The organism is Pseudomonas sp. SD17-1 (assembly GCF_029201585.1).
Lineage (GTDB): Bacteria > Pseudomonadota > Gammaproteobacteria > Pseudomonadales > Pseudomonadaceae > Aquipseudomonas > Aquipseudomonas palmensis.
The window spans coordinates 3,248,234-3,264,458 of record NZ_CP104044.1; the positions used below are offsets into that span (position 1 = coordinate 3,248,234).

The window sequence follows — 16,225 nt, forward strand, 5'->3', positions numbered from 1 at the left end:
CCCGTGAACAATTCGGTGCCAAACGGCGAACGCGCACTGATACTTGCCCCGCCCACCCTCAGCCGCCTGGCGCTGAACCTGTTCGACGAAGCCGGCATACAGGCGCTGGCCACCCGCGACCTGGACGAGATGGCCGATGCCCTGGGCCAGGGCGCGGGGCTGGCCATCATCGCCGACGAGTCCCTGGGCGGCTTCGTGCAGTCGCCCGTGCACAACTACCTGCGTACCCAGCCCGCCTGGTCGGACCTGCCGGTGGTGCTGCTGACCAGCCCGGCCCGGGCGCCGGACGCCGACCTGCACACGGCGCTGGGCAACCTGTTCCTGCTGGCATGCCCGTTCCAGCCCAGCGGCCTGCTGGCCCTGACCCACGCTTCGCTGCGCGCACGCCGTCGCCAGTACCAGGCCCAGTACAGCGCGGCCCGCCTGCAGGACCTGGAGCAACGGGTGGAAGAGCAACTGCGCCACCTGCGCGAAGACGAACAACAGCTGCGCCACACGCAGAAGATGGAAGCCATCGGCCAGTTGGCCGGCGGTGTGGCCCACGACTTCAACAACCTGCTTACCGGCATCGGCGGCAGCGTGGAACTGATCCGCCGGCGCCTTGCCCAGGGCCGCCAGGAAGACCTGCCCAAGCTTATCGACATGAGCCTGGGGGCGGTGCAGCGCGCCGCCAGCATGACCCATCGGCTGCTGGCATTCTCCAGCCGTCAGCCGCTGGATGCGGGCCCGGTCAGCCTGGCCAGCCTGCTGGACGGCGACCAGCTGCGCGCCCTGCTGACCCCACAGATCGACCTGCAGGTCAGCCTCGACGCCGACCTGTGGCACATCGAGGTGGACGCGCAGCAGTTGCGCGAAGCCATCGACAACCTGCTGAGCAACGCCCGTGATGCCATGCCCAACGGCGGTGAGCTGCGCATCCACGCCGGCAACCGCCGCCAGGGCAAGCCGTTGCCTGGCGGGCATCCGCTGGCCAGCGGCGACTATGTGCTGCTGAGCGTGCACGACAACGGCTGCGGCATGCCGCAAAGCAGCGTGGACCGCGCCTTCGACCCCTTCTTCACCACCAAGCCCATCGGCCAGGGCACCGGGCTGGGCCTGTCGATGGTGTATGGCTTCAGTCGCCAGTCACAGGGGCACGTGGCGCTGTACAGCAGCATCGGCCATGGCACCCAGGTCGAGCTCTACCTGCCGCGTCATGTGGGGGATGTACAGGGCGCGCCAGCGCCCGCCCCCGGCCCGCCGCCGGAGGCCAATGGCAGCAACCGCGTGCTGATCGTGGAGGACGACCACACGGTGCGCCAGCTGGTCCACGAGACCCTCGCCGAGCAGGGCTACCAGTGCTGCGAGGTGGCCGACGCCAGCCTGGCACTGTCGGTTCTGCGCTCCGACCGGCCGATCGACCTGCTGATCAGCGATGTGGGGCTGCCGGGGATGAACGGGCGCCAGCTGGCGGAGATCGCGCGCAAGCTGCGCCCGGGGCTGAAGGTGCTGTTCATCACCGGCTACGCCGAAAACGCCACCTCGTGCCGGGGCTTTCTCGACCCGGGCATGCAGATGATCAACAAGCCATTCAAGTTCACCCAGCTGACGCGCAAGGTGGCGCAGATGCTCGGCCCGGGCAACGCCCCATGAGCCTGCCCCAGCCCCCGCCGGTGGCCGGCCGGCAGGTCACCGAGCACGCCGTGCGGGTGCTTACGGTGAATGTGCACAAGGGCTTCAGCGCGTTCAACCGGCGTTATGTGCTGCCCGAGTTGCGCGAGGCCGTGCGCAGCCAGGACGCCGACCTGGTGTTTCTGCAGGAGGTGCTGGGCAGCCACCGTGGCCATGCCAGCCGCCACCCGGACTGGTCCCACGTGCCGCAGTACGAGTTCCTGGCCGACAGCCTGTGGCCGCAGTACGCCTACGGGCGCAACGCGGTGTACCCGGACGGCGAGCACGGCAATGCGCTGCTGTCCAAGTTCGCCATCCGGCATTACGAAAACCTCGATGTGAGCGTGACCGGCAGCGAGCGCCGCGGCCTGCTCCACGCCGTGCTCGATGTACCCGGCCAGCGTCCGCTGCACACCGTGTGTGCGCACCTGGGGCTGGACGAGCGCCAGCGCGTCAAGCAGTTGCGCCTGCTGTGCCGGCTGCTGGACAGCCTGCCCGCCGAAGCGCCGGTGATCGTGGCGGGCGACTTCAATGACTGGCGCCAGCGCGCCGACCAGCACCTGGCCGGCTGCGGCCTGGTGGAGGTGTTCACCCAGGCCCACGGGCGCCCCGCACGCAGCTTTCCGGCGCGCTGGCCGCTGCTGTGCCTGGACCGTATCTATGTGCGCAACGCCCAGGCCCGGCAACCCCGGGTGATGGGGCGCAAACCCTGGTCGCACCTGTCAGACCACTTGCCGCTGTTCGTGGAGGTACTGCTATGAAGGCCGACTGGCGCGAGGATAACGAGGTGCAATTGCTGATCAATGGCGAGGCGTACTTCCCGGCCGCCTTCGAGGCGATTGCCAATGCCAGGGAGCAGGTGCTGCTGGAGACCTTCATCATTTTCGAAGACAAGGTCGGCAAGCAGCTGCAACAGGTATTGATCGAGGCAGCGCAACGCGGCGTGCAGGTGGAGGTGCTGGTGGACGGTTATGGCACCGCCGACCTGAGCAACGCCTTTCTGCTGGCGCTGAGCCAGGCCGGTGTGCACCTGCAGGCGTTCGACCCGAGCCCGCGGCGGCTGGGGCTGCGCACCAACCTGTTCCGCCGCCTGCACCGCAAGATCCTGGTGATCGACGGGCACACTGCCTTTGTCGGCGGAATCAACTACAGCGCCGACCACCTGGCCGACTTCGGGCCGATGGCCAAGCAGGACTACGCCGTGCGGGTACGGGGGCCGATCGTGGCCGACCTGCAGCAGGCCACCCTGACCCTGCTCGACGCCCAGCGCGCCCGCCCTGTGCGGCCCCGGGGCTGGTGGCGCCGGGCGCCGCCGATCAGTGCCGACAGCGTGCAGGCGCGCATGTGCCTGTGCATCCGCGACAACGCCGAGCACCCCACCGACATCGAGCAGCACTACATGCGCGCCATCGTCACCGCGCGCGAACGGATCATCATCGCCAACGCCTATTTCTTCCCCGGCTACCGGATGCTGCGGGCCCTGCGCAATGCGGCCCGGCGTGGCGTGGACGTCACCCTGATCCTGCAGGGCATGCCCGACATGCCGCTGGTGCGGCTGTGCTCGCGCATGCTCTACAACTACCTGCTGCGCGACGGCGTGCGCATTCACGAGTACTGCGAGCGCCCGCTGCACGGCAAGGTCGCGGTGGTGGACCGCGAGTGGTCCACGGTTGGGTCGAGCAACCTCGACCCGCTGAGCCTGTCGCTGAACCTCGAGGCCAACCTGGTGATCCGCGACCAGGCCTTCAACCAGCTGCTGGGCGAGCACCTGCAGGCGCTGGCCCACAGCCAATGCAAGCCGGTGACCCTGCAACGGGTGCTGCGCGGCTACTGGTGGCGCGCGCCGCTGATCTTCATGGCGTTCCACTTCACCCGGCTGTTCCCGGCCATCGTCGGCTGGCTGCCTGCGCACCAGCCCCGGCTCAAGCCGCTGCAGCCGCCAGCGGCGCTCCAGGAGCCGCTGTCATGAAGCTTTCCGGCACACACTGGCAATGGGCGCGCCGGGCCCTGACCCTGGCGTTCTTCATCCTGATACCGACATTGCTGTTCATGTTGCTGCGCAACCAGGACTGGGGCGAGGTGCGTCACGCCCTGGTGTCCTACCCGCCCGGGGTGTTGCTGCTGGGCGGGGCGATTGCGGCGTGCAGCTTCGTGCTGTTCAGCTGCTATGACCTGCTGGGGCGGCGCTACACCGGCCACCAGCTGCCGGCGCGCCAGGTCGTGCCGCTGGCCTTCGTGTGCTACGCGTTCAACCTGAACCTGAGTGCCTGGGTGGGCGGGGTTGCCCTGCGCTATCGCCTGTATTCGCGCCTGGGCCTGGATGTACCGACCATCAGCCGCCTGCTCGGGCTGGGCCTGGTGACCAACTGGCTGGGCTACCTGCTGGTGGCCGGCAGCCTGTTCGCCTGTGGCCTGCCGCGCCTGCCGGCGGGGATGGAGATCGGCACCGGCGGGCTGCGCGTGATCGGTGTGCTGATGCTGCTGGCCGCTGCGGCCTACCTGGGCGCCTGCGCGTTCGCCAGGCGCCGCAGCTGGCAGGTGCGCGGGCAGGTGCTCACGCTGCCGGGCATCCGCCTGGCACTGCTGCAGGCCGTCATGGGGGCATGCAACTGGCTGCTGATGGGGCTGGTGATCTACACCCTGCTGCCGGACATGGTGGGCTACCCGAGCATCGTCGGGGTGCTGATGATCAGCAGCATTGCCGGGGTGATCACGCATATTCCGGCAGGCCTGGGGGTGCTGGAGACGGTGTTCATCACCCTGCTGCAGGGCCAGTACGCCAAGGGCACCCTGCTGGCGGCGCTGATTGCCTACCGCGTACTGTACTTTCTGCTGCCGCTGCTGGTGGCCTGCGTCGTCTACCTGCTGCTGGAGCGCGTGGCCAGTCAGGGCGCCGGCGTGCCGGCCCCCGGCCCGCGCGACTCGGCGCGCTGAAGCATGGCCTTGACCTTGCGCTGCAGGCGGTCCAGCGGGAACGGCTTGGTCAGCAGTTCCACCCCCGCCTCGAGGGTGTCGCGCTGGGCGATGGCTTCGTCGGTGTAGCCGGTGATGAACAGTATGTTCTGCTGCGGGTTGTGCCGGCGCACCTCGCTGGCCACCTGGCGCCCACTGAAACCGCCGGGCAGGCCGATGTCGGTGATCAGCAGGTCGACCGGCGGGCCGGCCAGGCACGCCGCCAGGCCTGAACGGCCATCCACGGCCTCGATCACGTCGTAGCCTTCCTGTTGCAGCACCTCCTTGATCAGCATGCGCAGGGTCGGTTCGTCATCGATCAGCAGGATCCGCCCCTTGCCCGGCACGCTGACCTTGGCCTGCACCGGTACGCTGGCTGCAGGCTGGCCGTCGGCGCCACAGTAGCGTGGCAGCACCAGCCTGATGCGGGTGCCGCCGGTATCGGACGCCTCGATCCACACCCGCCCGCCCGACTGGCGCACGAAACCGTACACCATCGACAGGCCCAGGCCGGTGCCCTGGCCCACGGGCTTGGTGGTGAAGAAGGGTTCGAAGGCGCGCTCCATCACCTGGGGGCTCATGCCCTGGCCGTCGTCCTCGACCGTCAGCGAGCAGTAGTCGCCAGGGGGCAGGCCGTCCCTGCCTGCGACCCGGGCATCGTAGCGTTCATTGCCGGTACTGATGGTCAGCCGCCCGCCGGCGCGCATCGCATCGCGTGCGTTGATGCACAGGTTGAGCAAGGCGTTTTCCAGCTGGTTGGCGTCCACCAGGGTGCGCCACAGCTGCGGCTCGACCTTCAGCTGCAGGGCGATGTCCGGGCCCAGGGTCTGGCGGATCAGGGCGTCCATGCCGTGCACCAGGGCATTGAGGTCTGCCGGGCGCGGGTCGAGGGGCTGGCGCCGGGCGAACGCCAGCAGGCGGTGGGTGAGCACCGCCGCGCGCTGGGACGCCTCCTTGGCGGCGGCGATGTAGCGATCCAGGCCGTCCAGCTGGCCACTGCCGATACGCCGCTCGATCATTTCCAGGCTGCCGCTGATACCGGTCAGCAGGTTGTTGAAGTCGTGCGCCATGCCGGCGGTCAACTGGCCCACGGCATCCATCTTCTGGCTCTGGCGCAGCAGTTCCTCGGCTTGCACCAGGGCCGCGGCGCGCTCCTGGTCCAGGGTGATGTCGTGGCCGATGGCGGTATAGATGCCGGTGCTGGGCACGATCGACCAGTTGAACCAGCGGTAGTGGCCGTCGCGGTGACGGTAGCGGCACTTGAAGCCCTGCACGGTCTGCCCGGCCCGCAGTTGCTGGTGCACCGCTTCGATGCCCGGCCGGTCGTCGACATGGCACAGCTCCAGCACCGGCCTGCCGATGAACGAATCGTCCCAGCCCAGCAGCTCGCGACCGCAGGCATTGATGGCGTAGATCTGCAGGTCTTCGCGCACCAGCATCATGATGTCGCTGGACAGCTCCCAGATGCGCTCGTGGTCTGCGGTCTGCTCCATGATCTTCTGTTCGAAGGCATCGGCGCGTTCGCGCCACACCTGCTCGTTTCTGACCGTCTCGGTGGTTTCGAACACGGTGTTCAGAAAGCCCGCCACCTGGCCGGACTCGTCGCGCACCGGGCTGTAGCAGAAGGTGAAGTACGCCCGCTCCACGTCCCCGTTGCGGTCGGTATCGAGCGCGAAGTTTTCCATGAACACCGCTTCGCCGGCGTAGGCCCGCTGCGCCAGGGCGCTGATATCGTCCCACACGTCGCTCCAGATCACGCTCAGCGGCTTGCCCAGCGGCGCCGGCTTGGCGCCGAGCAAGGGCACGAACGCGTCGTTGTGGATGCTGATCAGCTCGGGGCCCCACACCAGGCAACCCGGAAACTTGGAAGCCAGCAGCATGTCCACGGCGATGCGCAGCGAAGCCTGCCATTGCGGCGCCGGCCCCAGGGCGGTGCGGCTCCAGTCGAACTGGCGTACCGCATCGCTCATGCCGCCCGACAGGTTCGGGGCCGCTTCAGAGTGGGGGGTGTGCATGATCGGGTGCGCTTCCTTGGGGCTCAAGGCTCGGACTGCTCGCCGATATCTTCGTTCCAGAGCTGGGGGTGGTCCTCGATGAATCTGCGCATCAGGCCGGTGCAGGTGGCGTCATGCAGCACCTGCAGGTTCACGCCACGGCTCTGCAGCAGGTCCTCCTCGCCCAGGAAGGTGTGGTGCTCGCCGATCACCACCTGCTTGATGCCGTACAGCAGGATGGCGCCGCTGCACATGGCGCAGGGTGACAGGGTGGTATAGAGGGTGGCGTCGGCGTACACGCTGGCCGGCTGGCGCCCGGCATCTTCGAGCGCGCTCATTTCACCATGCAGTATCGCGCTGCCCTGTTGCACCCGTCGGTTGTGGCCGCGTCCGATGATCCTGCCCTGGTGCACGATCACCGAGCCGATGGGAATGCCACCTTCTGCCAGGCTCTTCTGCGCTTCGTCGATGGCGGCCTGCATGAACGGGTCGGTGTGTGTGGACATGATGGCGGTGACTCCTGTGACAGCGGCTGTATGGGTGGAAACTAGCACAACGCCCTGGGCGATGGCGGGTTTTGCGGCCGCGACTATGCTCTATAGGTTTGCTTCGCCCCACCCCTCCCCGCGCCCGATCACCAGAGGAACGCTGCAATGAGCAAGAAAGTACTGGTAGTGCTGACCAATACCGCCAGGTATCCGAGCCTCAAGCGCGCCACCGGGCTGTGGCTGGGCGAAGCCGTGCACTTCGTTGCGGTGATCGAGAAGGCCGGCTACAAGGTGGACTATGTGAGCCCCGCCGGCGGCTACGTGCCGATCGACCCGCACAGCCTGAGCATGGCCCCGGACCTGGATTGGCAGTGGTACGACGACAAGGCGTTCATGAACCGCCTGGGCGCCACCCTGGCACCTGACCAGGTCAAGGCGCAGGACTACCACGCGATCTATTTCACCGGCGGCCACGGGGTGATCTGGGACTTCCCCGACAACACGGCATTGCAGGGCCTGGCGCGCCAGATCTTCGAGGCCGGCGGCGTGGTGGCCTCGGTGTGCCATGGCGCGGTCGGCCTGCTCAACATCAAGCTCAGTGACAACACCCTGCTGCTCAAGGACCGCGAGGTTACCGGGTTCTCCAACGTCGAGGAACAACTGGCCGAACTGGACAAGGTGGTGCCGTTTCTGACCGAGAACGAACTGGCCGCGCGCGGTGGCCTGTACAGCAAGGCCGAGGACCCCTGGCAGGAATACGTGGTGCGCGACCAGCGCGAGGGGCGCCTGATCACCGGGCAGAACCCCGCCTCCTCGGCCGCTGTCGCACGCCAGGTGCTGGCAGTACTGGCCGCATCGAAGGCAGGCTAGCCCCCCGGAGCGTCGACGAATAGCACGGCCAATGTCGTCGCGTCTTACAAGGGCAAACTACGCCCCTCACTTATGCTGAACGGCATCCGCTCAAGATGCCCGCGCGCCCCTGCGGCCCGCTCTGTCAACATAGGTGAATCATGCCCCGTCACAAATTTCGCGCTGGCCGTGTGCTGCTGGAACTGCTGGTCATCCTGTTGATCGGCCTGACCCCTGTGGGGTGCGGCCTGTTGATCATGAGCTGGCAGGTGGAAAAGATGCTGGCCGAGTCGACCCTGGTCTCGATCCAGCACACCCAGCAGGACATCGATCGCATCCTCGACTCGCTGCACAATGCCAGCAACAAGGTGCTCAACCTGGCGGACTTCCCCTGCCCGCGGGCCCTGCCCAGCCTGCGTACCGAAGTGGTGATGCGCCCCGAGCTGCGCTCGCTGGTGCTGGTGCGCGAGAACCGTGCCTACTGCAGCACGGTGCACGGCGAATACCAGCTGCTGGTCGACCCGGGCAGCTTCTTCAACCAGCGCCTGCGCCTGGAGCCGGGCAACGATGTGACCCCGGACTCGGCCATCCTGTATTACCGCCTGCAGGAGTACCCGCTCGGCGTGCTGGCCCTGGTCGACGCCAAGACCCTGCAAGCCACGATGCAGCGGGTAAAGGCCAGCGCCAATCTGGTGCTGCAGTTCGGTGACGATTACCTGTGGAGCGAGGGCAGCACCTTCGACGACGTGCTGCCCGATCACTCCGAACAGCATGTCCGCGTGCTGTCCGCCAGTTACGGGTACACCATCCATGGCGGCTACCCGGACGGCCATATCTGGCAGGCGATGCTGTCCAACGCCCAGGCCATCATCCCGTCGTTGCTGCTGGTGGGCGTCATGACCTCGGCAGCGGTGTACTGGACGCTGTTTCGCAACCGCCGCGCGCCATCGGTGCGTCGTTACGGTTGAGGCCGGCGCAGGCACAAAAAAAGGCCATCGAGGCATGCTCGATGGCCTTTTTGCATACGCGCCGCGTTTATTCGGCGGTCAGTACACCGCGGCGAACCTGGTCGCGCTCGATGGATTCGAACAGGGCCTTGAAGTTGCCCTCGCCGAAGCCGTCGTCACCCTTGCGCTGGATGAACTCGAAGAACACCGGGCCCATCAGGGTTTCGGAGAAGATCTGCAGCAGCAGGCGCTTGTCGCCCGCCTCGGACGAGCCGTCCAGCAGAATGCCCCGCGACTGCAGCTCGCCCACCGGCTCGCCGTGGTTCGGCAGACGGCCTTCGAGCATTTCGTAGTAGGTGTCCGGCGGTGCGGTCATGAAACGCATGCCGAGCTTTTTCAGCGCGTCCCAGCTCCTGATCAGGTCGTCGGTGAGGAAGGCGACGTGCTGGATGCCCTCGCCGTTGAACTGCATCAGGAACTCTTCGATCTGACCGGCGCCCTTGGAGGACTCCTCGTTCAGCGGGATACGGATCATCGCGTCGGGGGCGGTCATGGCCTTGGAGGTCAGGCCGGTGTACTCACCCTTGATGTCGAAGTAGCGGATCTCGCGGAAGTTGAACAGCTTCTCGTAGAAGCCGGCCCAGTAGGCCATGCGCCCGCGATACACGTTGTGGGTCAGGTGGTCGATGATCTTGAGGCCGGCGCCGACCGGGTTGCGGTCCACGCCTTCGATCCACTTGAAGTCGATGTCGTAGATCGAGCTGCCTTCCTCGAAGCGGTCGATCAGGTACAGCGGCGCGCCGCCGATACCCTTGATCGCCGGCAGGCGCAGTTCCATCGGCCCGGTCTCGATCTCGACCGGCTGGGCACCCAGCTCCAGGGCACGGGCATAGGCTTCATGGGCATTGCGCACACGGAAGGCCATGCCGCACACCGACGGACCATGCTCGGCGGCAAAGTAGGACGCCACGCTCTTGGGTTCGTTGTTCAGGATCAGGTTGATGCCGCCCTGACGGTACAGGTGCACGTCCTTGGAGCGGTGACTGGCGACCTTGGTGAAGCCCATGATCTGGAAGATCGGCTCCAGGGTACCCGGGACAGGTGCGGCCAGTTCAATGAACTCGAAGCCCATCAGGCCCATCGGGTTTTCGAAGATATCTGCCATGTTCGTTTCCTCATCATCAAAGCGTTCAAATCACAGGGGTAGCTTGCTGTCGATGTGGAGCGAACGTGGCGGCGCGCAGGAGATGCCCCTCACACTGCGGGCGAGGTAGTCACCATAAATCAGTTTGAACCCATGACACTTCATATGGGACCTATTCTCGGCCGTCTGATCCTCCAGTGGCGAAGGACCTTATTATTGTATGCGTAACGCGATTCTACAGGGCGTAAGAAAAATTGTAAGTACTTTAGTGCCCGGGCCTGCCGACAGCGGCAGCCTCCCCTGCAGTACATCAGGCTGACGCCTCAGCTGTATACGGGCCGATGAACGGCTATGCTGTGCGCTCAGGGGTACCAGGGAAACCCTGCCCTTGAAATCATCCGCGCTCATCCCGCACAGGTAGACACCATGCCCCTCACGAAAAAACGCCCCGGTCGCTGGACCCTGCGAGCCCTGCTGCCATGGCTGGTGGGGGCGATACCGGTGGTGTCCGGCGTGCTGATCATGCACTGGCAGGCCCAGCGTGAGCTCGAGGCCAGGGCCGTGAACACGGCCGCCCTGGTCACCGGGCACTTCGAACGCATCCTCGACAACATCGCCGGCGCCGCCCAGGCCCTGCTGCCCCTGACCCGCCAACCCTGCGCAGAGGCCACGCTGGCCCTGCGCGAACAGGTGACACGCGGCTCGTTCGTGCGCTCCAGCAACCTGTTTCGTGACAATGACCTGTACTGCAGTTCGCTGTTTGGCAACTTCAGCGAGCCGGTGGATGCCAAGGACTATGTCGATGGCAGCCTGTGGTTGATGAACGGCAACTCGGTGACGCCCGGCCATGCACTGCTGGCCTACCGGCTCAGCAAGGGCAACGACGGCGCCATCACCACCGTCGATGGCGACCACCTGAGCAGCGCCCTGGAGCTGCTCGACCAGGGCACCACCCTGGTGCTGCAGGTAGGCCCCAACTGGATGGGCGAAGACGGCGTGGTGCACCAGGGCCCGCCCCCGGTGTTTGCCGTGGCGCCGACGCAGCAGGCCTCGCAGCGCTATCGTTTTTCGGTGCACAGCGGTTATGCCGCTGGCGAGCCCTGGCGCCTGATGCGCGCCGAGTACCCGGGGCTGTTCGGCCTGGTGACCCTGCTGGGCGTGATGGCCGGCGCGGCCTGCCGCTGGCAGCTGCGCAGGGCCAGTTCGCCACGGGTGGAGCTGCAACGGGCACTGGAGGCCGACGAGTTCATCCCGTACTTCCAGCCGGTGGTGCGCGAGGGTGACTACCGCTGGGCCGGCGCCGAGGTGCTGATGCGCTGGCAGCACCCGCGCGAAGGCATGGTGCGCCCAGACCTGTTCATTCCCTATGCCGAGCACAGCGGCCAGATCGTGCCCATGACCCGGCGCCTGATGCAGCGCGTGGCCGAAGGCCTGGCGCCCCACGCCGAGAGCTTTGGCGACGGCTTTCATGTGGGCATCAACATCACTGCCGATCACTGCCAGGACATGGCCCTGTATGACGACTGCCGCGATTTTCTCGCCGCCTTCCCGCCTGGCCGGGTGATCCTGACCCTGGAGCTGACCGAGCGCAAGCTGGTGGTACCCAGCGACACCACCGAGCAGCTGTTCGCAAGGCTGCAGGCCCTGGGGGTGATGATCGCCATCGATGACTTCGGCACCGGCCAGTCGAGCCTGGGCTACCTGCGCCAGTTCAAGGTCGACTACCTGAAGATCGACCAGAGCTTCGTGGCCATGATCGGCGTCGATGCCCTGTCGCTGCATATCCTGGACAGCATCATCGAGCTGTCGGGCAAGCTGGGCCTGGGCATCGTCGCCGAGGGTGTGGAGACCATCGCCCAGCGCGACTACCTGGCCCGGCACCGGGTGGACTTCCAGCAGGGCTACCTGTTCGCCCGGCCGATGCCGTTGGCCGAGTTCGTGGCTGCATTGGGCACACAGCCGGTTGCCCAGGTGACGCGCCCCTGAGATCATGCGCGCTCACCACTTCCCTACCCCTTCGTGCTCCCGAGGCCCCCTTGTCCAGAGGCATCGTTTCATCGGTCATGGCGTCGTGTCTGTTCGCCCTGATGTACTACTACACCTCCCTGCTCACCCCCCTCGACGGCGAGGAGATCTTCGGTTGGCGCATGCTGCTGACCCTGCCGTGCATCACGCTGTTCATGCTGCTGTCCAAGGACTGGCCACTGGCAATCGGCGTACTGCAGCGCATCCGGCGCAACCCGCTGCTGTTGCTGGGGCTGGTGGGTACCTCGACATTGATGGGTCTGCAGCTGTGGGTGTTCCTGTGGGCACCGCTGCACGGGCGCAGCATGGAGGTGTCGCTGGGGTACTTCCTGCTGCCGCTGACCATGGTGCTGACCGGGCGGGTGGTGTATGGCGAGCGCCTGTCACGCCTGCAGAAGGTCGCCGTGGCCTGCGCCGTGGTGGGGGTGGGGCATGAACTGATACGCCATGGCTCGTTCGCCTGGGAAACCCTGCTGGTGGCCGGCGGCTACCCGTTCTACTTCATCTTGCGGCGCAAGTTGCGCACCGATCACCTGGGCGGGCTGTGGGCCGACATGTGCCTGATGATGCCGCCCTCGGTGTACTTCATCGTGCAGGGCCCGCTGAGCGCAGCCGACCTGCTGGCCCACCCGCAGCTCTATGTGCTGATCCCGATCCTGGGCGTGATCAGCGCCCTGGCGCTGGTCACCTACGTGATGGCCAGCCGTCTGCTGGCGTTCAGCCTGTTCGGCCTGCTCAGCTATGTGGAACCGGTGCTGCTGGTGGCGGTGGCCCTGATCCTGGGCGAGAGCATCGCCCCGGATCAGTGGCTGACCTACCTGCCGATCTGGCTGGCAGTGGTGGTGCTGGTGCTCGAGGGGGTCAGGCACCTGCTACGTCAGCGGCGGCGTTCGGTGTAAGCCGTACCTGCCGCACCCGGCGCTCCTGCACGGCCTCGACGGTCATCAGCCAGTCGCCCCAGGTCAGTTGATCGCCCACCCGCGGCAGGCGGTCGAGCAGGCTCATGACCAGGCCGGCGAGGGTCTGGTAGTCCTCGGTGGGCTTGGCCGCAAAGCCGATCTGCGCCTGGATCTGGCGCAGGTTCAGCGCGCCGTTGACCAGGTAGCCGTCCGGCGCCTGCACGATGCCCGGCCCTTCGACTTCACTGGCATCGGGCAGCTCGCCGGCGATGGACTCGAGGATATCGGTCATGGTCAGCACGCCGGTGAAGTCGCCGAATTCGTTGACCACGAAGGCGATGTGGGTCGACTGGCTGCGCATCTGCTCCAGCGCGTTGAGGATGCTGAAACTCTCCAGCAGGTTCAGCGGCGTGCGCGCCAGGCGCTCCAGATCCGGCTCGTGACCGGCCAGCAGCTCCCTGAGCAGCTCCTTCTTGTGCACGAAGCCCAGCGGCTCCTCCACCCGCCCCTGGCGAATCAGCGGCAGGCGCGAGTAGGACGAATGCATCAGCGCGGTACGGATCGCCTCCGGCGGTTGCGCCAGGTCGATGAAGTCGACTTTGGCGCGCACCGTCATCAGCGTTCTGATGGGGCGTTCGGCCAGGTTCAGCACGCCGCTGATCATCACCCGTTCGCGGCGGTCGAACAGCACCTGTTCATCGCCATCCTCGACCAGGTCGGCGATGTCCTCACCCACCTCGTCGGCCTGCAACCGGCGCCCGCCCAGCATGCGCATCACCGCGTGGGCGGTGCGCTCGCGCAATGGCCGGTGCTGTTGCAGGCTGCGCTTGCGCCGGGCGCGGGCCAGCTGGTTGAACAGCTCGATCAGGATCGAGAAGCCGATTGCCGCGTACAGGTACCCCTTGGGTATATGAAAGCCCAGGCCCTCGGCGGTGAGGCTGAAGCCGATCATCATCAGAAAGCCCAGGCACAGCATGATCACCGTGGGGTGGGCGTTGACGAAGCGGGTCAGCGGCTTGCTCGCGACGATCATGATGCCGATGGAGAAGATCACCGCGATCATCATGATCGACAGGTGCTCGACCATGCCCACGGCGGTAATCACCGCGTCCAGCGAGAACACTGCATCGAGTACCACGATCTGCGCCACGATCGGCCAGAACGCCGAATGGCGCGCCGGGCCCTGATGGTGGGCGACATGCCCTTCGAGACGCTCGTGCAACTCCATGGTGGCCTTGAACAGCAGGAACACACCGCCGAACAGCATGATCAGGTCACGGCCCGAGAAGCTCTTGTCGAACACCTCGAACAGCGGCGCGGTCAGCGTCACCATCCACGAGATGCTGGCCAGCAGGCCCAGGCGCATGATCAGCGCCAGCGACAGGCCGATCACCCGCGCGCGGTCGCGCTGATGGGGCGGCAGCTTGTCGGCGAGAATCGCGATGAACACCAGGTTGTCGATACCCAGTACCAGCTCGAGCACGATCAGCGTGGCAAGGCCCAGCCAGGCCGTGGGGTCGGCTAGCCATTCCATGGGCAGGTACTCAGGCGGGAAACGTCACGGGGACGGGAAAGGGAGGATGGCCAGGACGGCCGGGTACTGGGAGGCTCCGAGAACGAAGTCATATCAACCTTGGGTCAATTAGGGACGGTGATCCTACAATTTCAGCTGACTTTTCTCACAGCGTGAAATTATTTCAATCTGTGGCAAAACACCCGCTGCGGCACAGGGCAATTTCCTTCAATACCCCACCGACCTTCCCGCCTACCCTCGCTGCACCCTCCCCCTCAAGGATCTGCCGCATGAGCCTCAGCCTTTCCATGGCCGCCTTCGCCCTGGCCGCCTCCATTTCCCCTGGCCCGGTCAACATCGTTGCCCTGGGCGCCGGCGCACGGCATGGCTTGCGCCCGGCCATGCGCCACGTTACCGGTGCCACCCTGGGGTTCATACTGCTGCTGGTACTGATCGGCCTGGGCCTGCACGAGGTGCTGCGCCACTGGCCAGGCCTTGCCGTTGCCCTGCACTGGGCCGGGGTGCTGTTTCTGCTGTACATGGCATGGAAACTGGCCCGCGACGACGGCGCGCTCGGTGAAGGGCGTGATACCCACGCACCCAGCCTGCTGCGCGGCGCTGCCATGCAATGGCTCAACCCCAAGGCCTGGCTGGCCTGCGTGGCGGGCATCGGCGCCTTCGTGGGCCAGGGCGAAACCGCCCTGCTGGGTCAGTTCAGCCTGATCTACCTGGTGATCTGCTACCTCTCGCTGGGCTGCTGGGCGCTGGCCGGCAGCCTGATCCGCAGCTACCTCGACAACCCGCGGCGCCTGCGCCTGTTCAATCGCAGCCTGGCCGCCCTGCTGGTGCTGAGTGCCCTGTACCTGATGCAGGGGTCTGTATGAAAAAGACGAAGGTCAGGCTGTTTTCAACCCAGCATCACCGAGTATCAAGGCTTTTCGTACAGCGCCTAGGCTGAGCGGTAATGCCCGGGCGTCGCAGCCAGGTGCTGCTTGAATGCCCGTTGCAGATGCGCCTGGTCGGCAAACCCGGCCTCCAGCGCCACCTCGGCGATCAGCCGGCCCTGGCGCAACTGGGCGCGGGCGTACTGCACGCGGCAGTCCAGCACAAAGCCGTGCGGGGTCAGGCCGTAATGCTGCTTGAAGGTGCGGATCAGATACGAGGTGGACAAGCCGGCCGCCTGGCTGATGTCTTCGAGCTTGAGCGGTTCGGTGCAATGTGCGCGAATGAATGCCGCCGCCCGCTCCAGGCGCGCATCCGGCCTGGCCAGCGGCGGTGGCGCTGCCTCCAGCTGCTGGCGCAGGTCGCCGAAGAACGCTTCGGCAGCCGCCGCCTTGCACGCCGCGCCACGCTGGTTGTCGATGAGCACGTCGTACAACTGCAACAGGGCCTCGAACAGGGCCGGGGCGGTACTCAGGGTGGCAGCGACCGGTGCGAAGCCAAGGCGGGTCAGCCACGGCATGTCCACGTAAAGCATCAGGTACGACCACGGCTGGTCGGCGATCGGGTTGCAGGCGTGCACCACACCGGGGTTCATCATCACCACCGTGCCGGTCTCGACCTCGCGCCAGGTGTGCCCGCTGAGGTAGGAGCTGCGCCCGGCAGTGATCGCACCGATGGAGAACCCGGCATGGGAATGGCGCGCATAGCAGACCTTGCGACCGTCTGCGACCCCGCGCGCCTCGATGAAGGGCAACGCCGGGTCACGCCAGAAATACGAGGTGGTGGTCATCGCGTGCGGGCCTGTGGGCAGTGGAACAACGC

Annotated in this window: 13 protein-coding genes and 1 pseudogene; 9 read left to right on the forward strand and 5 right to left on the reverse strand. The window is 66.3% G+C overall.

All coding sequences use genetic code 11. The features are described from left to right. Window positions 1-3 precede the first annotated feature (3 nt). Genes N0B28_RS14770 through N0B28_RS14785 form a run of 4 tightly spaced genes read left to right on the forward strand, consistent with a single transcriptional unit; the run spans window position 4 to window position 4,584 of the window. A complete protein-coding gene (locus N0B28_RS14770; protein WP_088515376.1) occupies window positions 4-1,632 on the forward strand; it encodes a response regulator in 1,629 nt (542 codons plus the stop codon). Next, window positions 1,629-2,411, forward strand: coding sequence for an endonuclease/exonuclease/phosphatase family protein (locus N0B28_RS14775; RefSeq protein ID WP_043862922.1), 783 nt, complete (start codon window positions 1,629-1,631; stop codon window positions 2,409-2,411). Before N0B28_RS14770 ends, N0B28_RS14775 begins: the two co-directional genes overlap by 4 nt. Next, complete coding sequence (gene clsB, locus N0B28_RS14780; protein WP_054915377.1) at window positions 2,408-3,619, forward strand: cardiolipin synthase ClsB; 1,212 nt, start codon at window positions 2,408-2,410, stop codon at window positions 3,617-3,619. Before N0B28_RS14775 ends, clsB begins: the two co-directional genes overlap by 4 nt. Further along, window positions 3,616-4,584: a lysylphosphatidylglycerol synthase domain-containing protein gene (locus tag N0B28_RS14785; protein ID WP_274096409.1), complete on the forward strand. Its 969-nt coding sequence runs from the start codon at window positions 3,616-3,618 to the stop codon at window positions 4,582-4,584. Before clsB ends, N0B28_RS14785 begins: the two co-directional genes overlap by 4 nt. Here N0B28_RS14785 and N0B28_RS14790 read toward each other — a convergent pair. Further along, window positions 4,536-6,617, reverse strand: a complete 2,082-nt coding sequence (locus N0B28_RS14790; protein ID WP_275727104.1) for an ATP-binding protein — start codon at window positions 6,615-6,617, stop codon at window positions 4,536-4,538. The two genes, N0B28_RS14785 and N0B28_RS14790, sit on opposite strands and share 49 nt — an antisense overlap. 23 nt (window positions 6,618-6,640) lie before the next feature. Then, on the reverse strand, window positions 6,641-7,102 hold the full coding sequence (locus tag N0B28_RS14795; RefSeq protein WP_274096410.1) for a nucleoside deaminase: 462 nt from the start codon (window positions 7,100-7,102) through the stop codon (window positions 6,641-6,643). Between the two features lie 147 nt (window positions 7,103-7,249). Here N0B28_RS14795 and N0B28_RS14800 point away from each other — a divergent pair, with 147 nt between their 5' ends. Next, entirely contained in the window at window positions 7,250-7,954 is a 705-nt protein-coding gene (locus tag N0B28_RS14800; protein WP_078480157.1) for a type 1 glutamine amidotransferase domain-containing protein, read from the forward strand. A gap of 140 nt (window positions 7,955-8,094) precedes the next feature. Further along, complete coding sequence (locus N0B28_RS14805; RefSeq protein ID WP_043862927.1) at window positions 8,095-8,901, forward strand: CSS-motif domain-containing protein; 807 nt, start codon at window positions 8,095-8,097, stop codon at window positions 8,899-8,901. A 67-nt stretch (window positions 8,902-8,968) separates the two neighbouring features. Here N0B28_RS14805 and hppD read toward each other — a convergent pair whose 3' ends face one another. After that, window positions 8,969-10,045, reverse strand: coding sequence for a 4-hydroxyphenylpyruvate dioxygenase (gene hppD, locus N0B28_RS14810; protein WP_275727110.1), 1,077 nt, complete (start codon window positions 10,043-10,045; stop codon window positions 8,969-8,971). Between the two features lie 405 nt (window positions 10,046-10,450). Between hppD and N0B28_RS14815 the strand changes: the two are divergent. Both N0B28_RS14815 and rarD read left to right on the forward strand, forming a co-directional pair. Continuing rightward, window positions 10,451-11,999, forward strand: a pseudogene (locus N0B28_RS14815) (EAL domain-containing protein). 61 nt (window positions 12,000-12,060) lie between these two features. After that, a complete protein-coding gene (gene rarD / locus N0B28_RS14820) occupies window positions 12,061-12,948 on the forward strand; it encodes an EamA family transporter RarD (protein ID WP_043862930.1) in 888 nt (295 codons plus the stop codon). Here rarD and N0B28_RS14825 read toward each other — a convergent pair. Then, window positions 12,911-14,482 carry a TerC family protein gene (locus N0B28_RS14825; RefSeq protein ID WP_058540673.1) on the reverse strand — a complete coding sequence of 524 codons (1,572 nt, stop codon included), beginning with the start codon at window positions 14,480-14,482 and terminating at the stop codon, window positions 12,911-12,913. The two genes, rarD and N0B28_RS14825, sit on opposite strands and share 38 nt — an antisense overlap. A gap of 269 nt (window positions 14,483-14,751) precedes the next feature. On the opposite strand from N0B28_RS14825, the gene N0B28_RS14830 reads away from it, so the two are divergent. Beyond that, window positions 14,752-15,345 carry a LysE family translocator gene (locus N0B28_RS14830; RefSeq protein WP_058540672.1) on the forward strand — a complete coding sequence of 198 codons (594 nt, stop codon included), beginning with the start codon at window positions 14,752-14,754 and terminating at the stop codon, window positions 15,343-15,345. 65 nt (window positions 15,346-15,410) lie between these two features. Here the strand turns inward: N0B28_RS14830 and N0B28_RS14835 are convergent, their stop codons facing one another. Next, a complete protein-coding gene (locus N0B28_RS14835; RefSeq protein ID WP_088515382.1) occupies window positions 15,411-16,193 on the reverse strand; it encodes an AraC family transcriptional regulator in 783 nt (260 codons plus the stop codon). Window positions 16,194-16,225: the final 32 nt, after the last annotated feature.

Bases quoted from the DNA above. Each gene is read 5' to 3' on its own strand.
- N0B28_RS14775 (WP_043862922.1), top strand. From the start codon at position 1,629: ATGAGCCTGCCCCAGCCCCCGCCGGTGGCCGGCCGGCAGGTCACCGAG.
- clsB (WP_054915377.1), top strand. From the start codon at position 2,408: ATGAAGGCCGACTGGCGCGAGGATAACGAGGTGCAATTGCTGATCAAT.
- N0B28_RS14785 (WP_274096409.1), top strand. From the start codon at position 3,616: ATGAAGCTTTCCGGCACACACTGGCAATGGGCGCGCCGGGCCCTGACC.
- N0B28_RS14790 (WP_275727104.1), bottom strand. From the start codon at position 6,617: ATGCACACCCCCCACTCTGAAGCGGCCCCGAACCTGTCGGGCGGCATG.
- N0B28_RS14795 (WP_274096410.1), bottom strand. From the start codon at position 7,102: ATGTCCACACACACCGACCCGTTCATGCAGGCCGCCATCGACGAAGCG.
- N0B28_RS14800 (WP_078480157.1), top strand. From the start codon at position 7,250: ATGAGCAAGAAAGTACTGGTAGTGCTGACCAATACCGCCAGGTATCCG.
- N0B28_RS14805 (WP_043862927.1), top strand. From the start codon at position 8,095: ATGCCCCGTCACAAATTTCGCGCTGGCCGTGTGCTGCTGGAACTGCTG.
- hppD (WP_275727110.1), bottom strand. From the start codon at position 10,045: ATGGCAGATATCTTCGAAAACCCGATGGGCCTGATGGGCTTCGAGTTC.
- N0B28_RS14825 (WP_058540673.1), bottom strand. From the start codon at position 14,482: ATGGAATGGCTAGCCGACCCCACGGCCTGGCTGGGCCTTGCCACGCTG.
- N0B28_RS14830 (WP_058540672.1), top strand. From the start codon at position 14,752: ATGAGCCTCAGCCTTTCCATGGCCGCCTTCGCCCTGGCCGCCTCCATT.
- N0B28_RS14835 (WP_088515382.1), bottom strand. From the start codon at position 16,193: ATGACCACCACCTCGTATTTCTGGCGTGACCCGGCGTTGCCCTTCATC.